Here is a 24408-nt window from a genome sequence, read left to right as displayed (position 1 = left end):
CCGCGCGCTCATCGATATCGCCCAGATCCATCGACAACAGTCGCCTGGTCGCATCGGCTTTCACTGTCACTGCACCTCCCCCGTCATGGCCTCCAGCACGCGCTGGAACCGCTCGACGACTTTCCGCACCCGACTCACACCGAATAGACCGGTATCGAATTCGACCCGTAAAACAAGTTCATTCCCGGGCATGGCTTGCAGGGTCAGCGGGTAATGGTTGTACTCGCGGCCGCTCACCGTAGTGATGGCCAGCCCGTCTGCCATGGACGACGCCACCGTTTCCACCGGATAGTTCTGGTAGACGAACAGCGTGTCGAATAGCTGGTCATGACCCACGGCATGCTGGATCTCACTGAGTGCCAGATGTTGGTGATCCAGGGTGTCGTTGTGCTGGCGCTGTAGGTCCTCGAGCAGGTCGGCGATGGTGGTGTCCGGCGTGACGGTGGCGCGCACCGGCACGGTGTTGATCAGCAGACCTACCATCGAATCCGCACCCACCACCTCGGCCGATCGGCCCGAGACCGCCACGCCGAATGCGACGTCATGCCGGCCTGTCAGCCACATCAGTACCTGCGCCCAGGCAGCTTGCAGCACGGTGTTGGCGGTGGTGTGTTGTGCGCGGGCCAGTTCGCGAACGGCACAAGAGATTTCGGCCGGCACGCGGAATGTCTCGGTAGCGCGCCGGCCCGCTTTCCGGCCCTTGGGAGCGACCAGTGCCGGGGTATCGAATCCCTCCAGGACCGCACGCCAGGCCGTGCGCGCGCCATCGACATCACGTTCGGTCAACCAGGTCACAAACCTGCGATAGGACCCGGCGGCAGGCAGGCGCTCGCCGTAGTAGCTGGCGAAGATCTCTTGGAGCAGGATCGGCAGTGACCAGCCATCGAGCACAATGTGGTGGTAGGTCATGACGAACCGGTGCTCGTTGTCGGCGGTGCGGATCAGTGCGGCACGGAACGCCGATTGGTGGACCACGTCACAGACCGCCGCACGCTCGGCAGCGCACAACTGCGCGAATCGTTCATCAACGTCACCGGCATCGCCGTTTTCGAAAGAGATTTCAACCTGCTGCCAAGGCACCGTCGGATAGGCCGGAATGATCTGCACCGGCTCGTCGAAACGCTTGTCGAATCGGGCCGCCAGGTTGGGGTGACGGTTGATCACCGTACCTAACGCCTCGCGCAGCCGGTAAGTGTCCAGTGGACCGGTGACCGTGACATCGAGTTGCATGGCGTACAGGTCGTCGTTGTTACCGCGACTTGCATTGGCCTGGAACAACAGTCCATGTTGCAGCGGAGTCAAGGGCAGCACGTCGTGGATCGGATGTTCCCGGCTCAGCTCGTCGAGCTCGTTCTGGGTAAGCCGGGCCGGGACGATGTCCGACGGCGTCAGACCGCCGCCGCCCCCGCGCACATGCGCGCAGATCCCGGTGAGGGCGTCGAACCACAGTCGGCCGAGCCGGCCTACCTCAGCCTCATCCAGTACCGAAGGCGCCCACGTCCACGCAGCGTAAAGGCTTGGACCATCGTCTGTTTCGGCGGTGCTGGCGTTGAGTTCAACGGCGTGCCCCAGTGGCATCGATATTGCCGTGGCAGTTGTGGCCACCGCCGCCGTGTCGGGGCTGACCTGCCAGAGTTCCGCGAAGGCCTCCGATGGAACGGCACCCGTCCCGCCCAGCCTGCCAAGGTAATTGAACCCGACGGTCGGCTCGGCGCCGGACAGGTCGATATCGGAGTTGAGATACCGCATCAGTCCGTAGGTCGTGCCTTCGGGCAGCGCACGCAGTTGTTCTTTGGCGTCCTTGATCACACGGCCGAGTGCCGGATCACCGGAAACCACCCGGTCCCAGGACAGCCTGCTCTCAGCTCGTCCGGCACGTCCTGAAACTTTCAATGCCACCGGATATTTCGTGGTGAACCAACCCACAGTCCGCGATAGATCAATGCCGGCGGGAAGGTCTCTCAGGTCTTCCACACGACCATGTCCCTCGACATCCACACCGACCGGCACCGTGACACCCAGGAACTCGGTCAGTGCCAACGCGTAAGCGATCAACAGAATGTCTTGAATTCCAGCGTGGAACGCGGCCGGGACCTCACCGAGCAGCGCGCGGGTGGTCTCGACATCCAGCGACGCCGTGAGGTGGCCGGCACTGGCATAGGTGTCCACCCCGGGGCGCGGGGCGGGCAGGGTGGATGGGGTTGCCAACACTCGTCGCCAGCGGTCTGCCTGATCGACGATGGACGCGTGGCGCGCGTGCTCCCCAAGCAGCGCCGCCCACCGGGAGAATGAGGTGCCTGTCGTCGGCAGCGCCACGGGCTGCCCATGACGGTGCTGGGCCCAGGCGATATTGAGATCTTCGAGCAGAATCCGCCAGGACACCGCGTCGACGGACAGGTGGTGGACCGCCAGCACCAGCTGGCTCGTCGACGTCACCCACAGCGCGCTGACCATCTCCCCGGCCGCCGGATTCAACCGCGACCGGGCAGCCACCAGCTCCTCTTCGGTCAGCGTATCGACCGACTTCAGATGTGCTGTGGTCGAGCCTTTCTCCGGCACCAGAAGCGACCCATCTGCGTTGCGCAGCCGCAGCATCGCATGTCGGTCGAGCAGCGCGCCCAGGACCACCGCCACACCGGACTCTGTCACTCCCGACGGAGCCTGAATCACCACGGTCTGGTTGAACTGGTCGATCGGGCTGCCGGTGGCTTCGACCTCACGCAGCCATCGCATGATCGGGGTGGCCACCACTGGCCCTGTGCCTTCATCGACCGGGCCGGCCTCATCGCCGAGGACTCCGACGACTTGAGCCAGTCGGGCCACGGTCTGTTCCACGAAGATGTCACGCGGCCGACACGTCACACCGCACGCCCGGGCCCGCGCCACCACCTGCATGGACAGAATGCTGTCTCCGCCAAGGTCGAAGAACGAGTCGTCGACCCCGACCCGATCGAGCCCCAGCACCTGCGCGTAAATGCCGGCCAATGTCTCCTCGATCGCGTCCGCCGGGGCGCGGTACTGCTCGGCATCCTGATACTCCGGAGCCGGTAATGCGCGGGTGTCGAGCTTCCCGTTCACCGTCAACGGCAACGCATCCAGCACGACGATCGCGCTCGGGACCATGTATCCGGGTACCCGTTCTGCCAACGCATTCCGAATCCCGGACGGATCCACTGCGCCAGTGGAGGATTCCGTGACATAGCCGACCAGGCGCGTAACACCGGGTGGATCCTCGCGAGCGATCACCACTGCCTGAGCCACCTCGTCCAGCGCGGCCAACGCGGCCTGCACCTCACCGAGTTCGATGCGGTAACCGCGGATCTTGACCTGATCATCGGCACGCCCGAGGTATTGGAGCTGCCCATCGGCACGCCAGCTCACCAAGTCACCGGTTCGGTACATGCGCGCACCGGATTCGCCGAACGGACAGGCCACGAAACGCGACGACGTCAGCCCCGACCGCCCGAGGTACCCACAGGCCACGCCCTCACCGGCGACGTACAGCTCGCCAACCACGCCAACCGGTACCGGTTGCAACCACTCATCGAGTACGAACAGCGCCGATGTCGGGACGGGTGCCCCGATGGGCGCGGCTCCGGACCCCGGTGCCAGTGGCGCACTCATCGATGCGTAGACGGTGATTTCGGTGGGCCCGTAGGCGTTGATGACCGTTCGCCCCGGTGCCCAGCGATCCACGACCTCGCCCGGGCAGGCCTCACCGCCCAGAAGCAACGCCACCGCTTCCAGTCCTTGCGGAGACAATGCCCCTGCTGCCGACGGGGTCTGGGTGAGCACATTGACGCGCTGGCTGAGCAGCAGCGCATGGAAGTCATCGGATGAACTCGCGACGGCCTCCGGCACCACCACCAGGCGTGCGCCGCCCAATAACGCGGCCCAGATCTCCCACACCGAGAAGTCGAACGCGTAGGAATGGCATTGCGTCCAGACCTGATTCGCGGGCAGGTGTTCCGGGGTCGACCGGGCCAGATGCGTCAGATTATGGTGGGTGACGGCCACTCCCTTGGGAACGCCGGTGGTTCCCGAGGTGTAAATAAGGTACGCGATGTTCTCGGGATCCGGATCCTGGATCACGTTGTGGCGCACACCGTTCAACCCCGAGTCAGCCATGTCGCCGACATCTCCGATCTCGACGATCGCCAACCCGTGGCCGTCCAGCCGCCCAGCAAGACCACTGGTGGTGATCGCGGCGACCGGGGCCGCATCGGACAACATGAATTCGATCCGGGTCGCGGGCACCACCGGGTCGATCGCGAGATACGCCGCACCGGTTTTCAGCACCGCCAGCATGGCGACGATTGCCTCCGCGGATCGTTCCAGCAGTAGGGCTACGCACCCTCCGGGACCTGCACCCAAGCCGATCAGCTTGTGCGCCAGCTGGTGTGCAGCACCGTCGAGTTCGCGATAGGTCAACGTCCGTTCGCCACAGCTGATCGCCACCGCATCGGGCGCACGCATCACCTGTTCGGCGAACAACGCAGGCACAGACACCGGCGTGGTCGCGCGCCGGCCGAGTATCGCTCGATTACCCATAGCGTCGAGGCGGGCGTGTTCCTCGGGATCAACCACGTCGATCGATGACAGTTTCCTATCGACGTCGGCGGTCATCGTCACCAATATCTGCTCGAAGCGGCCGATCAATCTTTCGATGCTTGCCGGGTCGAAGACGTCGGTACGGAATTCCACGGTCCCGTCGATCCCGGCCGGATCACCAGTGCGAGTTCGACGTTCGGCAAGGGAGAAGCTCAGGTCCATGCGAGCGGTCTGGGTTTCCGCGGCCATGGGGGCAACCTCCAGGTCACCGAGGGCGAGCCTAGGACCGGAGGAATTGCCGTCTTGTCCGGGGACGTTCTGCCAGCCCAGTGCCACCTGGATCAACGGGTGATGAGTCAGCGATCGAGTGGGATTGATCCGCTCGACAAGCACCTCGAAAGGCACATCCTGGTTTTCGTAGGCGGCCAGGCTGCGTACTCGCACCTGGGCAAGTAGCTCCGCGACCGTCGGGTCACCGGCCAGATCCAGCCGCAGCACCAAGGTGTTGACGAAGAATCCGATCAGCTCGTCAAGAGCGGAGTCACGGCGCCCTGCGATCGGGAATCCCACGGCCACATCGGTATTACCGCTGAGCTTGCCCAGCAGCACTCCCAGCGCAGCCTGCAGCACCATGAAGCTGGTCGCGTTGTGCTCGCGGGCCACCCGGGCAATCTGCTCCTGCAACGCTGCGGACCAGTCCAGTGCCATGGTGGCGCCGCGCTGGTCGGCAGCCGGCGGGTAGGGCCTGTCGGTCGGCAGCTCCACACGTTCGGGCATTCCCGCCAGCGCTTCCTGCCAATAGGTCAGCTGGGTCGCGATCCGGCTGTCACGGTCGTCGAGATCACCGAATTCGGCACGCTGCCACAGGGTGTAGTCGACGTACTGCACCGCCAGCGGTGCCCATCCGGGCGCCCGTCCCGCGCACCGGCTCACATAGGCCACGCCAAGATCGGCCACGAGCGGGGTGATCGACCAGGCGTCGGCGGCAATGTGGTGGACCACGGCCGCCAGCACATGTTCGTCGCCGGTGATCCGGAAAAGCCGTGCTTTCAAAGGTATTTCATTGGCCAGATCAAATGTGTGCCGCGCGGCCTCCCCGACCGCTTCCCGCACCTGCCCGGCCGTCCACCCAGTGGCATCGACCACATCCCACCCAACGTGGGCATGCTCGGCGGGCACGATCAGCTGCCGTGGCACACCGTCTGCGGCCTGGAACCGGGTGCGCAGGCTTTCATGACGGGCCACCACGTCGGCCAGCGCCGCGGCCAGCGCATCAACGTCCAAATCCCCGCTGATGCGAAGAGCTGTCGCCATGTTGTAGACCGGTGACGGTCCTTGAAGTTGGTCCAGGAACCACAATCTGGATTGCGCGAACGAGAGCGGGATCTCTGCCGGCCGCTCGCCGGCCACCAACGGGCTGAGCGTGGTGGATTCGCCGCCAAGACGAGGCGCCAACTGGGCCACCGTCGGTGCTTCGAACACCGTGCGCACCGACACAGCGGCATTCAGGTCCGCGTTCACCGCCGCGATCAGCCTCATCGCGGACAGCGAATCCCCACCCAGATCGAAGAACGAGTCATCAACCCCGACTCGCTCCACACCCAGCACCCGCGCGTAGATCCCCGCCAGGATCTCTTCGGTGAGGGTGCCCGGCGCGCGGTATCGATCAATGTCCTGATACTCAGGACTCGGCAACGCCCGCGTGTTGAGCTTGCCGTTCACGGTCATCGGCAACGCCGCCAATACCACGACCGCGGCGGGAACCATGTAGGCCGGCAATTGCTCGGCCAGCTGTGTGCGCAACTTGGCGGGGTTTGCCGTCCCGGTCACATAGCCCACCAGACGCTGATCGCCGGGACGATCCTCGCGGGCGATCACGGCCGCCTGCTCGACCCCGTCCAGCCCCGCCAATACCGTTTGGATTTCTGCGACTTCGATGCGATACCCGCGGATCTTGACTTGCTCATCGGCGCGCCCCACGTACTGCAACTGCCCGTCGGCGCCCCATCGCACCAGATCACCGGTGCGGTACATCCGGTGCCCGGACGTACCGTCATCGGCGAACGGGCACGCCACAAAGCGCGAGGCGGTCAAACCCGTGCGGCCCAGGTAACCGACACCCACGCCGTGGCCGGCGATGTACAACTCGCCAACTACGCTGGGTGGCACCGGACGCAACAGCCCATCCAGTACGAACATCGCCGCGCCCGAGACCGGGACGCCGATCGACGGCGCGCCCGACCCGCACGCTAGCGGCGCCGTCCTGGAGGCACAGATGGTGGTCTCGGTCGGCCCGTACGCGTTGACCATCAACCGTCCCGGCGCCCAGCGATCTACTACCTCGGCCGAGCACGCCTCACCCGCCACCAACAACGACACCGATCCCAAGGACTCGGGCGCCAGCATCGCCACCGCCGAGGGAGTTTGACTCAACGCACTGACCTGCTCGGCAACCAGCAGCGCGGTGAGCTCCTCGGGTGAATGCGCCGCCGACTCCGGCACCACCACCAACCGCCCCCCGTGCAGTAGCGACCCCCAGATCTCTTCGACCGAGGCATCAAACGCATACGAATGCCATTGCGCCCAAACCTGTCCCGCCAAGAAAGTGTCTGGTGTTCCCATCAGCCGCGTCACATTGTGGTGAGTGATCGCCACGCCCTTGGGTACGCCGGTCGTGCCGGACGTATAGATGATGTAGGCGATATCGTGCGGGCTCGGCAGCCCCAGGGTGGACTCGTTGGCAGGGGCCGTGACGTCCGCGGTATCGCTGACATCGATGACCGACAGGTCGTATCCGGCCGCCCGGCCGGCCAGACCTGCCGTGGTGATCGCCGCAGTCGGTGCGGCGTCGCCAATCATGAATTCAATCCGCGCATCGGGCAGCGCAGCGTCGATCGGCAGGTACGCGGCTCCGGTCTTCAGAACCGCGAGCATCGCCACAACGGCTTCCGGACAACGTTCCGACAGCAGCGCGACGCACGTTCCCGGCCGTACACCGTGCGCTGTGAGTCTGTGCGCCAATCGATCTGCGGTCTCATCTAGTTCCCGATACGTCATGTGACGACCGCTGAAGCTGATGGCGACCGCCTCGGGCGCCCGGGCGACCTGTTCGGCGAACAAGGACGGTATCGACACCGGGGCAGCCATCGGCCGGCTCAACACCGCCCGGTTACCCCATGTGTCTATGCGCGCGTGTTCTGCCGCATCGAGTACGTCGATGGTCGAAAGGCGCTGGGAGGTATCGGCAGTCATCGCCGTGACTATGCGCTGCCATCGCGCGATCAGCGTTTCGACGCTACCCACGTCGAATACATCGGTGCGGAATTCCACGGCACCGCCTATGCCCGCGGGCTCTCCGGCCCCGGTCCAGCGTTCCCCGAGAGAGAAGGTCAGGTCCATCCGGGCGGTCTGGGTTTCCACCGGCAACGGAGCAACCCGTAGATCGCCCAGGCGCAATCCATCGGCTGGACCCGTGTCCTGCCAGGGGAGGTTCTGCCAGGCCAGTGCCACTTGCACGAGCGGGTGATGGGTCAGGTTGCGGATCGGGTTGAGCCGCTCGACCAGAACTTCGAAGGGCACGTCCTGATGTTCGTAAGCGGCCAGACTGCGCTGGCGCACCTGTGCGAGTAGCTCTGCGACAGTCGGGTCGCCGGCCAGATCAACGCGCAACACCAAGTTGTTGACGAAGAAGCCGACCAACTCCTCCAATGCGGAGTCGCGACGCCCGGCGATCGGGAACCCAACGGCGACATCGGATGTCCCGCTGAGGTTGGCCAGCAGCACCGCGAGCGCGGCCTGCATCACCATGAAGCTGGTCGCACCATGCTCACCTGCCACCGCACGCACGCGCTGTTGCAATTCTGTCGGCCACTGCACCTCGACGGTGGACCCGCGCTGATCGGCGACCGGAGGATAGGGCCGATCGGTGGGCAGCGCTACGCGTTCAGGCAGACCGGCCAGCGCGTCTTCCCAGTAGGCCAGCTGCGCGGCGATGGGGCTTTCGCTGTCCTCGAGATCGCCCAGCTGCGCCCGCTGCCAGAGCGTGTAATCCACATATTGCACCGGCAAGGGCGCCCAGTCGGGAGCCTGGCCCCGGCACCGGCTGGCGTAGGCCACGCTCAAATCGCGTACCAACGGGGTCAGTGACCATCCGTCCGCGGCGATATGGTGCACCACCGCCACCAGCACATGCTCTTCCTCGGCGACACGGAAAAGTTGTGCGTACAAAGGTATTTCGGTTGCCAAATCGAAGCTGTGACACACAGCGGCAGCAATGGCCTCATCCAGGCGACTCGCCGGCCAGCTCATCGCGTCAACAACGGTCCAGCCGAAATCAACAGCGTCATCGGGCACCACGATCTGCCGAGGGGCTCCGTCGGGTGCCTCGAAACGGGTGCGCAGACTTTCGTGGCGGCCGATCAGGTCGGTCAGTGCCGCACCCAACGCATCGGTATCGAGCCGCCCATACAACCGCAGACCCACCGGCATGTTGTAGACCGGCGAGGGCCCCTGCAGTTGATCGACGAACCACAAACGGTTCTGCGCGAACGACAGGGGAATCACCGCGGGGCGCTCCCCCGCAACCAGCGGCTCCAGGCCGCCCGCACCCTCACCGACACGTGGCGCCAGTAGCGCCACGGTGGGTGCCTCGAACACCGCACGTGCCGAAAGGTCGGCATTCAGCGTTGCGTTGACGGCGGCGACCAGGCGCATCGTCGATACGGAATCCCCACCCAGATCGAAGAAGGAGTCATTGACTCCGACCCGCTCCACGTCCAGCACTCGGGCATAGATTCCCGCCAGAATCTCTTCGACCGCACCGACCGGCGCACGGTAATGGTCGACGTCCTGATAGTCCGGCGCCGGCAGTGCCCGAGCGTCGAGCTTGCCGTTCACCGTCATCGGCAGCGCGGCCAAGGCCACCACTGAGGCGGGAATCATATAGCCCGGCAGTCGTTCGGCCAATGCGGTACGCGCGGCGGCCGGGTCGGCACTGCCGGTGATGTACCCGACCAAACGCTTATCGCCGGGGCGGTCCTCGCGCGCGATCACCGCCGCGTTCTCGACTCCTTCCAATGCGGCCAGTGCCGACTGGATTTCGCCCAGCTCGATGCGATAGCCGCGAATCTTGACCTGCTCGTCGGCCCGACCGAGATAGTCCAGCTGCCCGTCGGCGCGCCACCGCACCAGATCACCGGTGCGGTACATACGCGTGCCCGGTTCGCCGAACGGACACGCCGTGAAACGCGATGCGGTCAAGCCTGAGCGGCGCCAATAGCCGATGCCCACTCCCGCGCCGGCCAGATACAACTCACCGACCACGCCTGCGGGTACCGGACGCAGCCACTCATCCAGTACAAAGAATGCCGCCCAGGCCGTCGGTGAGCCGATCGGTGGCGAGCCCAAACCGGGTGCTAATGGCGCGCTGGCGCACAACCACATCGTGGTCTCGGTAGGACCGTAGACGTTGACCATCACCCGCCCCGGGGCCCAACGGTCAACCAATTCCGGCGAGCAAGGCTCGGCCCCGATCACCAGCGCCGCCGCATCCAGACCATCGACCGACAGCATCGACACCGCAGACGGCGTCTGCGTCAGCACCGTGACCTGTTCGCGTACCAGTAGATCGTGGAAGTCCTGCGACGAGCGGGCAATTGCCTCGGGCACCACTACCAGACGGCCGCCGTGCAGGAGGGCACCCCAGATCTCCCACACCGAGAAGTCGAATGCGTACGAATGGAACTGTGTCCACACCTGCCCCGGCTCCAGCGGCACGCCGATCTGCAGCGAGTCGAACAACTGAGTCACGTTGCGCTGGGTCACCGCCACGCCCTTGGGTAAACCGGTGGTACCCGAGGTGTAGATGATGTGCGCCATGTCATCCGGTGCCGGCGGCGCCAACGCCGTGCTGGGCGCGGCGGCGACGGCCGGATCCTCCACGTCGACAACCGCCAGGCCATGACCGTTGAAGCGATCGACCAATGCGGTGGTGGTGACGGCTGCCATCGGGGCCGCGTCGGACAGCATGAACTCGACGCGCGCAGTCGGCAATGCCGGATCGATCGGCAAATAGGCCGCACCGGTCTTGAGCACAGCCAGAATCGCCACAACTGCCTCGGCCGAGCGGGGGAACATCAACGCCACTCGTTGGCCCGGGCCCACCCCGCACCCCATCAGCACATGCGCCAACCGGTTGGACGCATCGTCGAGTGCCCGATAGGTCAGCGAACGGTTTCCACAGACCAGCGCCACCGATTCTGGGGCGCGCGCCACGTGCGTGGCGAACAGTTCCGGTACCGATGCCGGCTCCGGCAGTCGGGTGAGCACTCCCCGATTACCCCACCGCTGCAAGCGATCACGCTCGGTCTCGTCGAGTATCTCTATCGCCGAGAGCGGCCGATGCGGGTACGCCGTCATCGCCGTCAATACCGACTCAATCCGCTTGACGAAGGTTTCGATGCCACACACGTCGAAAACCGTGGTGTCGTATTCGATCCGCAGGCGCAACTCGTCACCGGGTATCGCCTGCATGGTCAGTGGGTAGTCGGTGGATTCGTGGCTCGTGATCTCACTGATGGCGAATCCGTCGACACCCGACAACGCACCGGCATCCACCGGGTAGTTCTCGAACACGAACAAGGTGTCGAACAGTCGGTCCTGGTCGGCAATGCGATGGATATCGCTCAACGAAACATGTTGATGATCAAGTGTTTTAGCGTGCCATTGGTTCAGCTGATCGAGCAGACCCACGGTGGTCGTCGATGCGGTGATGTCCGCGCGCACCGGCACCGTATTGATCAACAGGCCGACCATCGATTCCGCGCCCACCACATCCGCGGGCCGCCCGGAAACCACAGAACCGAAGACGACGTCGTGCAGTCCAGTCAGCGAGGTGAGCAGCAGGGCCCATGCGCCCTGCAGCACGGTATTGACCGTGGTGCGCTGCGATCGCGCCAGCTCGCCCAGCGCCCGCGTGGTCTGCGCGGACAACTGATGCGTTCGCACACCACGCCGCCCCATATTCGACTTTTGTTGCGGTCCAACCAGCGTGGGGGTGGCGAAACCCTTCAGCACCTCACCCCAGGCCGTCGCGGCGGCGGCCATGTCACGGTCGGCCAGCCAGCCGACAAAACTCCGGAATGGCGTTGCCGCCGGTAGCCGTTGCCCCCGATAGCTGGCGAAGATCTCCTGCAACAGGATCGGCAGCGACCAGCCATCCAGCACGATGTGGTGATTGGTGAGCACAAACCGATGCCGATCAGCCGCGGTGCGAATCAAGGCCACCCGGAATGCCGGCGGATGAGACAGGTCGCAGACCGCGGCCCGCTCCGCGGCGCACAATCGTTGGATCTCGTCACCCATCTCGGTGCTGTTGAGTTCGGCACCCATATCGACATAGCGCCATCCCGCCGTCGGATCGGCGGGAATGATCTGTACGGGCTGCTCGAACTGTCCACAGAATCGAGCTGCCAGATGCGGATGGCGAACGGCCACCGTGTGCACCGCGTCGCGGAGCCGATCCGCGTCCAGCGGACCGTCAACCGTGATGTCGAGTTGCACCACGTAGAGGTCATCGTCGGGGCTACTTCCCGTTCCGCTGTGGAAGATCAGGCCCTGCTGTAATGCGGTCAGCGGCAGCACATCCGCGACGCGGTATTGCTGCTGCAGTTCATCGAGCTGCCGTTGACTCAGACGGGCAGGCGTGATGTCGGACGGGGTCAATCCGCCCCCGCCCATCTGCACGTGCGCGCAGATACCAGTCAGGGCGTCGAACCACAGTTGGCTCAAATGGCCGATCTGCGCGCGATCGAGTGCCGAGCCGGCCCAGGTCCAGTTGGCCTGCAGCGCAGGGCCCTCATCGGTCTCGACAGCCCCGGCGTTGAGCGACACGGTGTGCGTCAACGGCATCGGCGTGGCCGTCGCCGCAGTTATCGCCGACATGCCCTCGGCGGGAATCCGCCACAGATCATCGGACGACGCGGCCGCGCCGCCGCCCAATCGGCCGAGATAGTTGAACGCTACCGTCGGATCGGCCGTCTCGAGGTCAACGTCGGAATTCAGGTAGCGCAGCAGACCATAGGTCAACCCGTCTGGCTGAGCCCGAAGCTGTTCCTTGGCGTCCTTGATCACCGCACCCAAGACCGCGTTTCCGGCCGCCACGTCAGACCAGTCCACCCCCTGAAGCGCCAATGACACCGGGTATTTGGCGGTGAACCATCCCACGGTGCGTGACAGGTCGACTTCCGCGGCGAGCTCCTCATGCCGGCCGTGACCCTCGACGTCGATGCCGACCGGCATGGCGCCGGCCGAGAACTCGGCCAGCGCCAGCCCGAAGGCGATCAATAAAATGTCTTGTGGCCCAGCGTGAAATGCCGTGGGCACTTCACCGAGCAGCATGCGGGTGGTCTCGGTATCCAGCGATACCGAGAGTTGTCCCGCGGTCTCGTACGTATCCACCTCGGGTTGTACCGCAGGGAAGATCGCCGGGGCCGCCGAGACGTCCCGCCACGCCCGCGCCTGCCCGACGATCTCAGGACGATGCGCGTGCTCGGCCAATAACTCCGCCCACCGCTGAACTGACGTGCCTACTGCCGGCAGCACGATCGGTTGGCCGCCGCGATGCTGTGCCCACCCAATATTGATATCTTCCAACAACACTCGCCACGAAACACCGTCCACCACCAGGTGGTGCACGATCAGCACCAGCTGCGAGGTCGAGGCCACCCACAGTGCATTGAGCATTGCCCCGGCCGCCGGATCCAACCGTGACCGCGCCGCCACCAATTCCTCATCGGAAAGAGCGTCCACCGTCCGCAGGCACTCGGCGGCATCGACAGAACCCGGCTCAGGTGCCGTCAGCGACCACCCGCCCACGCCGTCATCCGTCGCACGCACCCGGAGCATGGCATGCCGATCCAGCAATGCCTGCAGCAAAATGACAGCATCGCGCTCGGAGGCGCCATCCGGTGCCTGTACCAAGACGGTCTGATTGAACTCACCGATCGGGCCGTCAATTTCCTTCAGCCACCGCATGATCGGAACAGGCAACACCGGTCCGATGCCCTCATCGAGCGGGCCGCGGGAACCTGCGGCCACTTCGACTATCCGTGCCAAACGAGCCACAGTCTGCTCGACGAACACATCCCGCGGTCGGCACACCAGGCCCGCGGCCCGGGCCCGGGCCACCACCTGCATGGAGAGAATGCTGTCGCCGCCCAGGTCAAAGAACGAGTCGTCCACGCCAACCCGTTCCATTCCAAGAACCTGTGCATAGATGTCGGCCAAGACCTCTTCCACGGCATCCGCGGGGGCCCGATAATGGTCGTGATCGTGATAGTCCGGAGCCGGGAGAGCTCGGGTGTCGAGCTTGCCGTTCACTGTCAACGGCATCACATCCAACCGGACCACGGCGGCGGGCACCATATAAGCGGGCAACCGCTCGGCTATCGCCGCTCGCAGCTCGCCGGAATCGGCTGTCCCGGTGATGTACCCGACCAAGCGCTTATCGCCAGGACGATCCTCACGCGCGATCACCACCGCCTGGTCGACCCCATCCAGGCCGGCCAAAGCTGCCTGCACTTCGGCAAGTTCGATGCGATGGCCGCGGATCTTCACCTGCTCATCGGCGCGGCCCAGGTAGTGGAGCTGTCCGTCGGGTCCCCAGCACACCAGATCCCCGGTGCGATACATCCGGGTGCCCGGTTTCCCGAACGGACAGGCCATGAATCGCGCCGATGTCAACGGCGCCCGGCCCACATAGCCATATCCCAAACCCGCTCCGGCGACATACAACTCGCCGATCACACCGGCAGGTACCGGGCGCAACCATTCATCGAGCACGAACAGCGCCGCCCCGGCGACCGGGGAGCCGATCGGCACTCCCTGCCCTGCGGTGAGCGGTGCGCTGATCGCCACGCACATCGTGGTTTCGGTAGGACCGTAGGCGTTGATCATCAGCCGTCCGGGAGCCCATTGATCGACCACCTCAGGCGGACAGGCCTCCCCGACCACGGCCAACGCCGCCATTTCGAGTCCCTCGCGCGGCAAAGCGCGTACCGCAGAGGGTGTTTGAGTGATAACCGTGACATGTTCGCGAACAAGCAAGGCATGGAGGTCGTCGGGCGAGCTCGTGACGTCCTCAGGAGCGATCACCACCCGCCCACCGCGAAGCAAAGCACCGAATATCTCCCACACCGAGACGTCGAAGGCCAGGGAATGGCTCTGCGACCACACTCCCGGGCGTGGTAGCCCCGCATCAAGAGAGTCCAGCAGTTGCGTCACGTTGTGATGGCTGAGGGCAACGCCCTTCGGCACACCAGTGGTGCCCGAGGTGTAAATCACATAGGCGATGTCGTCCGCGCCGGTCGCCGGCAACACGGCCTCCGGATCCACGTCGGTGCCGTGCGCACCGACGCCGTCCATAGTCATGACCGCCGGTCCACGTCCGTCAAGCCGGCCGGCAAGATCCGCGGTGGTCACGGTGGCGACGGGGCCTGCATCGGCAAGCACGAAGTCCAGTCGCGTATCGGGCACCGCCGGATCGATCGGCAGATACGCTGCCCCTGTTTTGAGAACGCCCAGGATCGCGACAATCGCCTCGGCCGATCGGTTGAACATCAGCGCGACGCGCTGCCCGGGCCGTGCGCCCCGATCTGTCAGGACGCGCGCCAACCGGTTCGCAGCGATATCGAGCTCGCCGTAGGTCCACGATTCCTCACCGCATGTCACAGCCACTGTCTCAGGAGCGCGTGTCACGTTCTCGGCGAAGAGCGCGGGAATCGACACCGGTCGGGATCCCGGCCGGATCAGCGTCGCATGGTTGCCGAGCCGGGACAGACGTGCCCGCTCGTCGTCATCGAGCAGATCCATCGAGGACAGCCGCGCCACCGGGTCCGCCGTCATCGCCGTCAGCACGCGTTGAAGCCGAGCGACAAGTGTCTGAATAGTGCGGGCCTCGAAGACATCCGTGCGGTATTCCACGGTGCCGCCGATTCCCGCCGGCTCACCGGTTTTCGTCCAACGTTCCGCTAGCGAGAAGTTCACATCCATTCTGGCCGTGTGAGTGTCCACCGGCATCTGGGCGACCCGCAGATCGCCAAGCACGGCCCCGGAGGCCGCATCATGTGCGTCGTGCCCGGCGAAGTTCTGCCACGCCAGCGCCACCTGGATCAACGGGTGGTGTGCCAAAGATCGGGTTGGATTCAGTCGGTCGACCAGAACCTCGAAGGGGACGTCCTGATTGTCGAAGGCCGCCAGGCTGCGTGCCCGCACCTGTGTCAGCACCTCGGAAACCGTCGGGTTTCCGGCCAGATCGACCCGCAGCACCAGGGTGTTGACGAAAAACCCGACAAGTTCATCGAGGGCCGGGTCACGTCGCCCGGCGATGGGGAAGCCTACCGCCACATCGGAATTCGCACTGAGTCTGGAGAGCAGAATCAGCAGCGCTGCTTGTACCACCATGAAGCTGGTCGCGTTGTGTTCAGCTGCCAACCGGGCAACCTGTCGCTGTAGCTCGACGGGCCAATCCACCGCCATGGTCGCGCCCCGCTGGTCGGTCGTCAGCGGGTACGGCCGGTCGGTGGGTAGCACGATGCGCTCCGGCATACCGGCCAACGCGTCCTGCCAGTACTTGAGCTGCCGTGCGATTCGGCTGTGGCTGTCCTGAAGGTCACCGAACTGCGCACGTTGCCACAGTGAGTAATCGGCATACTGCACCGAAAGCTCGGCCCAGCGCGGCGCCTCACCCGCACACCGGCTGGTGTAGGCCACACCCAGATCGGCTATCAACGGAGTGATGGACCAGCCATCGGCGGCGATATGATGTACCACCGCGACCAATGCGTGCTCGTTGTCGGACACACGGAAGAGCGCTGCTCTCAAGGGTATTTCGGAAGATAGGTCGAAAGCCTGCCGTGATACGGCGTCGATGGCCTCCTGCAACTGCCCGACCGTCCAATCGGCGGCGTCGACGACATGCCAGCACAATCGGGCGCTGCCCGGATCCAGTACCACCTGGTGCGGGATGCCATCGGGAGCTGCAAATAGGGTGCGCAGGCTCTCGTGGCGGGCCACCACGTCGACAAATGCCGCAGCCAACGCGTCGGCATCCAGTACTCCGTCAATCCGGAATGCTGCCGTCATGTTGTACATCGTTGAGGGACCCTGTAATTGATCCAGGAACCACAATCGTGACTGAGCGAACGACAATGGGATCACGGCGGGCCGCTGGCCCGCGACCAACGGTGCCAGCCGAACGTCTTCCCCACCGATGTGGGTGGCCAGCTGCGCCACGGTGGGTGCGTCGAACAAGGAGCGCACCGCGATACCGGTGTTCAGCGACGTGTTGATCGTGGCAACCAAACGCATCGCGGACAGCGAATCGCCACCCAAATCGAAGAACGAATCGTCCACTCCGACACGCTCGTGGCCAAGGACACGCGCGTAGATATCGGCCAAGATCTCCTCGGCCGGATTACTCGGGGCTCGGTAGCGATCATCGTCGACGTAGTCCGGTGCGGGCAGGGCGCGTCTGTCGAGCTTGCCGTTGACCGTAAGCGGCACCGTATCGATTGCCATTACCGAGGCCGGCACCATATAGCTGGGGAGCCGCTGCGCCAGCTGTTCGCGGATCACGCCCGGATCGGCTGTCCCGGTGACGTATCCGACGAGACGTAGAGCACCATGGCCGTCGGCATGCGCGATCGCCACAGCCTGCGTTACCCCATCGAGCGCGGCCAATGCGGCCTGGACTTCGCCGAGTTCGATGCGGTACCCACGAATTTTGACCTGCTCATCGGCACGCCCCAGATACCGCAACTGCCCATCGTCACCCCATTGCACCAGGTCTCCGGTGCGATACATGCGGGTACCGGGCTTACCGAATGGACAGGCGACGAACCGAGCCGACGTCAATCCGGCACGTCGCCAATATCCAACGCCCACACCACGACCGGCGACGTACAGCTCTCCGGCCACGCCCGGCAGCACCGGACGCAACCAGGCGTCCAGCACAAACAATGCCACTCCCGACACCGGCGCGCCGATCGGTACCGAAGACCCAGTAGTGAGCGGTGCGCTGATGGACGCGTACACCGTGGCCTCGGTGGGGCCGTAGGCGTTGATCATCACTCGCCCCGGCGCCCAGCGCTCTACCAGCTCGGGCGGGCAGGCCTCCCCCGCTACCACCAGCGCTGTCGATTCCAAACCTTCCGGCGAGATCATGCCTGCCGCCGACGGCGTCTGACTCAGAACGCTGACATCGTGCGCGACAAGCAGTTGATGAAATTCCTCGGGCGCTGCCGCAACCGATTCCGGCACCACAAGCAGGCGCGCGCCGTGCAGCAGTGCACCGAATATCTCCCACACCGAGACGTCGAAGCTGTACGAATGCCACTGTGCCCAAACGTGTCCAAGCTCCGACGGCAGGCCGTCGTGCAGCGAACCGAACAACCCCGGCACGTTCCGGTGTGCGATGGCAACGCCCTTGGGCGTTCCGGTGGTTCCCGAGGTGTAGATGATGTACGCGATGTCATCGGGCGCCGGGCCCGGCAGCGCGGTGCTGGGCTGCGCATCGACAGCGGGATCGTTGATATCGATGACGTCGAGCTCGCACCCGTCCAGGCGCGAACGACGGTCCGCGGTGGTGACCGCGAGGATCGGTACGGCGTCGGACACCATGAACTCGATGCGGGCCGCCGGTAGCGCGGGATCCACCGGTACGTATGCCGCACCGGTTTTCAGCACGGCCAGAATCGCGACAATGGCTTCGGTTGACCGGGAGAACACCAGCGCCACGGTCTCGCCCGGGCCGGCTCCCCGACCAGACAGCATGTGCGCGAGCCGGTTGGCAGCCTCATCCAGGTCCCGATAGGTCATCGACCGCCCGCCGCAGGACACTGCTACCGCGTCGGGCGTGCGAACAACCTGCTCGGCGAACAGCTCCGGAATCGGCTTCGGCGCCGTCGGTTCGATCAAACTCTCGCGGCTACTCCACTCGTCGAGGCGGGCGCGTGTGACCTCGTCCAGCAGATCGATCGACGACACCGGGAGCCCCGGGTCAGTGATCATCGCCGACAAAACTGTCGTGAGTCGCTCGAAGAGGGCCTCGACGGTCCCGAGGTCAAAGACGTCGGTGTCGTACTCGACGCGTAGGCCCAGTTCGATACCAGGCAGAGCCTGCACCGCGAGCGGGTAATGGTTGGATTCACGGAAGTCGAACCCGGAGATGGCCAGGCCGCCGATGTCCAGCCGCTCATTCGCATCGATCGGATAGTTCTCGAACACCATCAGGGTGTCGAATAGTTTGTCCTGGCCGCTGATGCGGTGGATGTCACTGAGCGCCAGGTGCTGATGCTCCAGGGTGTTGTTGTGGGCACTTTGCAACTGGTGCAACAACTCCACCGTGGTGGTGGTCGGGGCAAAGGTGGCCCGCACCGGCACGGTGTTGATCAGCAGACCCACCATCGATTCGGCACCGAGCACCTCGGCCGGACGACCCGAAACCGTCGTACCGAACGCGACATCAGCCTGACCGGTCAACGAGCTCAACAACAATGCCCACGCACCCTGCAACACGATGTTGACAGTGGTCTGATGCGAACGCGCCAACTCGCCGAGCGCCCCGGTGATCTCCTCGGACAACCGGAACGATTCAATGCCTCTCTGCCCCAAAATCTCTCGGCCTGGCGGCGCTACCAGCGTGGGGGAGTCGAAACCGGCCAACGCGGCGCGCCAGGCAGCGTGGGCCCCTTCGCGATCACGTTCGCACAGCCAGGCGACGAAGTCGCGATACGCCGGGGCCGCAGGCAGCCGCTTCCCGCCCAGTCCGGCGAAGATCTCCTGCATCAGCAGCGGCATCGACCAACCGTCAAGCACGATGTGGTGGGTCGTCAGCACGAACCGGTGCTGATCGTGCGCGATGCGGACGAGAGCGGCCCGCAGGGCGGATTGGTGCGCGAGGTCGCATACCGCCGCGCGTTCGGCTGTGCTGATCCGCCGGATCTGTTCGTCAACATCAACGCCGTTGGCATCCAGCTCGACGTACCGCCAGGGCACGACCGGATCGGTGGTGATGACCTGTACCGGCGGGTCGAACTGTTCGCAGAAGCGGGCTGCCAGGTGCGGATGCCGCGCGACGACCGATTGCACAGCATCACGGAGCCGTCCCGGGTCGAGTGGTCCGTCCATCGCAATGCTCAGTTGCATCGCGTACACGTCATCGGAACCCTTTGTGGCGCCGGCGTGATACAGCAATCCCCGTTGCAGCGGAGTCAGCGGGAGCACATCGGCGATGTGGTACTGCCGACTCAGTTCGTCGATCTGCCCTTGATTCAGCACCGCGGGGGCGATATCCGACGGGGTCAATCCGCCGCCGCCCCTTCGCACAAGCGCGCAGATCCCGGTCAACGCCTCAAACCACAGTGTGCTCAAACGGCTGACTTGTGTGCGATCGAGCACCGAGAGCGCCCACGTCCAGTCAGCGTTCAGATGCAGGCCGGTATCGGACTCGACGGTGACGGCATTGAGCTCCAGCGCATGACCCAGCGGGGTCGGCACCATGCCGGCGACACGGGTCAGCGACGACCCTTCAGGGCAGATCTGCCACCCTTCGCTTGTGCTACCGCTGACACGGCCCAGATAGTTGAACGCGACCGACGGGTCGGACGCCGCAAGATCCACGTCCGGGTTGAGGTAGCGCAGCAGACCGTAGGTCAGGCCGTCGGGCAGGGCCCGCAGTTGCTCCTTGGCTTCCTTGATCACCGCACCCAGCGCCGCCTCGCCTGCTACCACCGTGCGCCAGGACAATCCCGGTAGATCCAGTGACACCGGATACTTGGTGGTGAACCATCCCACGGTGCGTGACAGGTCGATGCTGCGATCAGCTGCCCCGCCCACATCGGCCAATTCCTCTTGGCGGCCATGGCCTTCCACATCAATGCCGATCGGCTCCGCGGTGCCCGCGAACTCGGCCAGCGCCAGTCCGAACGCGATCAACAAAATGTCTTGTGGCCCAGCGTGAAACGCGGTAGGCACTTCACCGAGCAGCATCCGGGTGGTTTCGGAATCCAGCGATACCGAAAGTTGTCCCGCAGTCTCGTAGGTATCCACCTCAGGTTGAACCGCCGGGAAGGTCGCTGGGGTCGCCGACACCTCCCGCCACCGCTGGGCCAGGTCCACGATGGGGGCGCTCCGCGCGGATCGGGACAGCAGATCTGCCCACCGCTGAAATGACGTCCCCGTAGGCGGCAGCACGACGGATTGCCCGCCCTGGTGTTGCACCCACGCAATATTGAGATCTTCCAACAGAATTCGCCAGGACACACCATCGACGGCGAGATGGTGAACGATCAACACCAGCTGGCTCGTGGATGCCACCCATAGCGCGCGCAGCATTACCCCGCCAGCCGGGTCCAGTAGCGACCTCGCCACCACCAGAGCCTCATCGGTCAGCCCGTCGATCGACTGCAGGCACTCGACGGCGTCAACCGAACCCGGTTCGGGCGCCGTCAGCGACCACCCGCCGATGCCGTCATCCGTCGCGCGCAGTCGGAGCATGGCGTGCCGATCCAGCAATGCCTGCAACAGCACAAGGACCGACGCCTCGGTAATACCGGCAGGAGCCTGCACCACCACGGTCTGGTTGAATTCACCTGTCGGTCCGTCAATCCCCTTCAGCCACCGCATGATCGGCGTCGCAATCACCAGCCCGAGGCCCTCATCAGCGGGCCCGTCCGCCCCGCCGGCCGTCCCGATCACCTCAGCCAGCCGGGCCACGGTCTGCTGCACGAAGATGTCGCGGGGGCGACACACCAGCCCCGCCACGCGCACCGCCGACGACACCTGCATCGCCAGGATGCTGTCGCCGCCCAGTTCGAAGAATGAGTCGTCCACGCCTACCCGCTCGAGACCGAGCACCTGGGCATAGATGCCCACCAAGATCTCTTCCACCGCGGTCGCCGGAGCACGGTACTGATCAACGGCATGATATTCCGGTGCGGGCAAGGCCTTCTTGTCGAGCTTGCCGTTGACCGTCAAGGGCAAGCTCGACAAAACCACGATCGCGGCGGGCACCATGTAGGACGGCAGCCGAACGGCCAAGGCCGCACGCAGCTCTGCAGGATCTCCGCTGCCGGTGACGTAGCCAACCAGCCGCTTGTCCCCCGCGCGATCTTCGCGAGCGATTACCGCCGCCTGTCCGACTCCGTCGAGAGTCGCCAATACCGACTGGATCTCGCCCAGCTCGATCCGATAGCCCCGGATCTTGACCTGCTCATCGGCACGCCCTAGATACTGCAGCTGACCGTCGGATCCCCAGCTCGCCAAGTCTCCGGTGCGATACATGCGCGTTCCGCGCCCGCCGAATGGGCAGGCCACGAATCGCGTTGACGTCAATGACTTCCGGCCCACATAGCCGTAGCCCAGGCCCGCACCGGCCACGTACAGCTCCCCGGCCGCGCCGGCGGGCACTGGGCGCAACCAATCATCGAGCACGAAGAACGCCAGATCGGCCAGTGGCACCCCGATCGGACTCACCGCACGTTCCAGATCGGCAGCGGTGATCTCGCGGAACGAGGCGTGCACCGTCGTTTCGGTGATCCCGTACATGTTGATCAGACGCGGTGCTCCCGGATGATCTGCCAACCACGTCCCGAGACGCTGCGGCTCCAGTGCCTCCCCGCCGAAGACCACCACCGCGAGACCAAGCTGCTGCCGTTCGGGCAACGCCGTATCGACAGCTTGCAGGGCGTAGAACGCGGACGGCGTCTGGCTCAGGATACTGACGCGCTCATGCGCGAGAAGTGCGTGGAACTCCTCAGGTGAGCGGGTCACGGCTTCCGGCACCACCACCAACCGGCCACCGTGGAGCAGGGCACCAAAAATCTCCCACACCGAATAGTCGAAGGCGAGCGAATGACACTGTGACCACGCCTGCCCGGGCACGAGCTCCACATCGGCGTCGATTGCCTCCAATAGCCGCGTCACATTGTGATGCGGAATGGCAACACCTTTCGGTGTACCGGTGGTGCCCGAGGTGTAGATCAGATAGGCGATATCGTCGGGGTTCGGCATCGCGGGCAACGCTGAGCTCGGCCGGGCATACACCGCACGGTCGTCGATGCCGACCACCGTCAGACCGTGCCCATCCAGCCGGTCCGCCAGATCAGCGGTGGTCACCGCGACCAACGGCGCGGCATCAGACAGGACAAACTGCAACCGCGCATCAGGCACCGACGGATCGATCGGCACATAAGCCGCACCGGTCTTGAGCACACCCATGATCGCCACCACGGCCTCAACCGACCGCGAGAACAACAACGCCACCCGCTGCCCCGCACCGACACCGTGAGCAATCAGCAAGTGAGCCAATCGGTTCGATGCCTCATCCAACCCGCGATAGGTCACCGCACTGTCACCGAAACTGACCGCGACCGCCTCCGGATCACGAACCACCTGCTCGGCGAACAACTCCGGAATCGACAGCGGCCGTGGTACCGGCCGAATCAGAGCCGCACGATTACTCCACACATCCAACGGGGGACACTCAGCCTCTTCGCGAACGTCGATTGTCGACAGCGACCGCCCTGGATCAACGGTCATCGCCGACAGCACGTGCTCGAACCGGTCCGCGAGGGCGCGGGCATCGCAGTCCGCGAACAGATCCCCCACACCCGACGTGCTGAGGAAGAGCTCTTCATCGTTCTTGATAAAGACAAGCCCGAACTGATCCACCAGGCCGGTGTGGGTCACGGTCCCCGATCCGGCGGCTCCGGCGAAGTCCGCCAAACGGGTGGTCGGAATGAAGTTGATGGCCGCGTGATTCGACGCTCGCTCACCCCGCTGGAATCCCGTCTTGTCCTCAAGGGCACGCAACGGAAATCGCTGATGCTGCAAAGCTTCCTGGATCCGCGTGTCGACATGCTCGCAAAAGCTGGCCACGGTAGTCGCCGGCGAGGTTGTCAATCTCAGCGGTACGACGCCGGAGCTCATGCCCGGCACGAACAGTGCCTCTGGGCGCACCCGTCGACTCACGGGGAAATCGAGTACCACCTCGGCACCACCGACCTCGCCATGCACCAATAGGGCGCACGCGGCGGTGATCACCGCTGCGCGGCGTACCTCCAACGCGTGCGAGAGCTCACGGGTCTTGGCCACGACGGAGGGATCCAACTGGATTGGCGCCGAGGGCTCATATTCGCGCGGCCGATTCGGGACTGCGGGCGCCACGCCATACCGCGATTCATTCTCGAGCGGTCCGCTGTTGGCCCAATAGACCTCGTCATCGATGTAGTCATCGGACGCTTCGTAGTCCGACTCGCAATCGACGAGACTCTTCAATGAGCCAAAGATCGGCGGAGGAATCGGCGAGTCCGTAGCGATCGCGGAGTAGACGGTTGCGATCCGATGGCACAGGAGGCCCATGCCGATTCCGTCTGTCGCGATGTGATGGCAGCACACAAAGAAGTAGAAATCGTCGGCCCGTGCCTGCATCAGCGCGAACCTGAACAACTGCCCGCTGAGTGGCATCGGCGCCCGTTGGATCGATGCCGCTATCCGATAGGCATCACCCATGGGATTCGAGGACCCCGTCAAGTCATGGTGAACCAGCTCAATGTGCGGACAGTCAACTACCGTCTGGAAAACATGACCATGACGTTCAGAAAAGACGGCCCGGAGTGGTTCGGCTTCGTGCACTACCTGACGCACGGCCCGCTCTAGCAGGCCGTGATCGATGGCGCCTTCGATTCGACCAAGCATGCCGAGGTGCCACTTGGCGCCAGCACGACCGGTTTCCTCGGCGAGCCATATGTCCAGCTGGCCCCGCGTGAGCGGGAGCGCCCCGGGATCACATTCCATTGG

The 24408-nt window shown here is 64.7% G+C and carries 1 protein-coding gene; it reads right to left on the bottom strand.

Annotated features, from left to right (window positions below; translation table 11 throughout):
• Window positions 1–66 precede the first annotated feature (66 nt).
• Window positions 67–24405: a non-ribosomal peptide synthetase gene (locus B4393_RS07725; protein WP_078333629.1), complete on the bottom strand. Its 24339-nt coding sequence runs from the start codon at window positions 24403–24405 to the stop codon at window positions 67–69.
• Window positions 24406–24408: the final 3 nt, after the last annotated feature.

Origin of the sequence: Mycobacteroides franklinii, assembly GCF_002013895.1 — a bacterium.
Lineage (GTDB): Bacteria > Actinomycetota > Actinomycetes > Mycobacteriales > Mycobacteriaceae > Mycobacterium > Mycobacterium franklinii.
The sequence above is the reverse complement of the archived record's forward strand: the minus strand, read 5'-3'. Positions and strand labels throughout refer to the sequence as shown.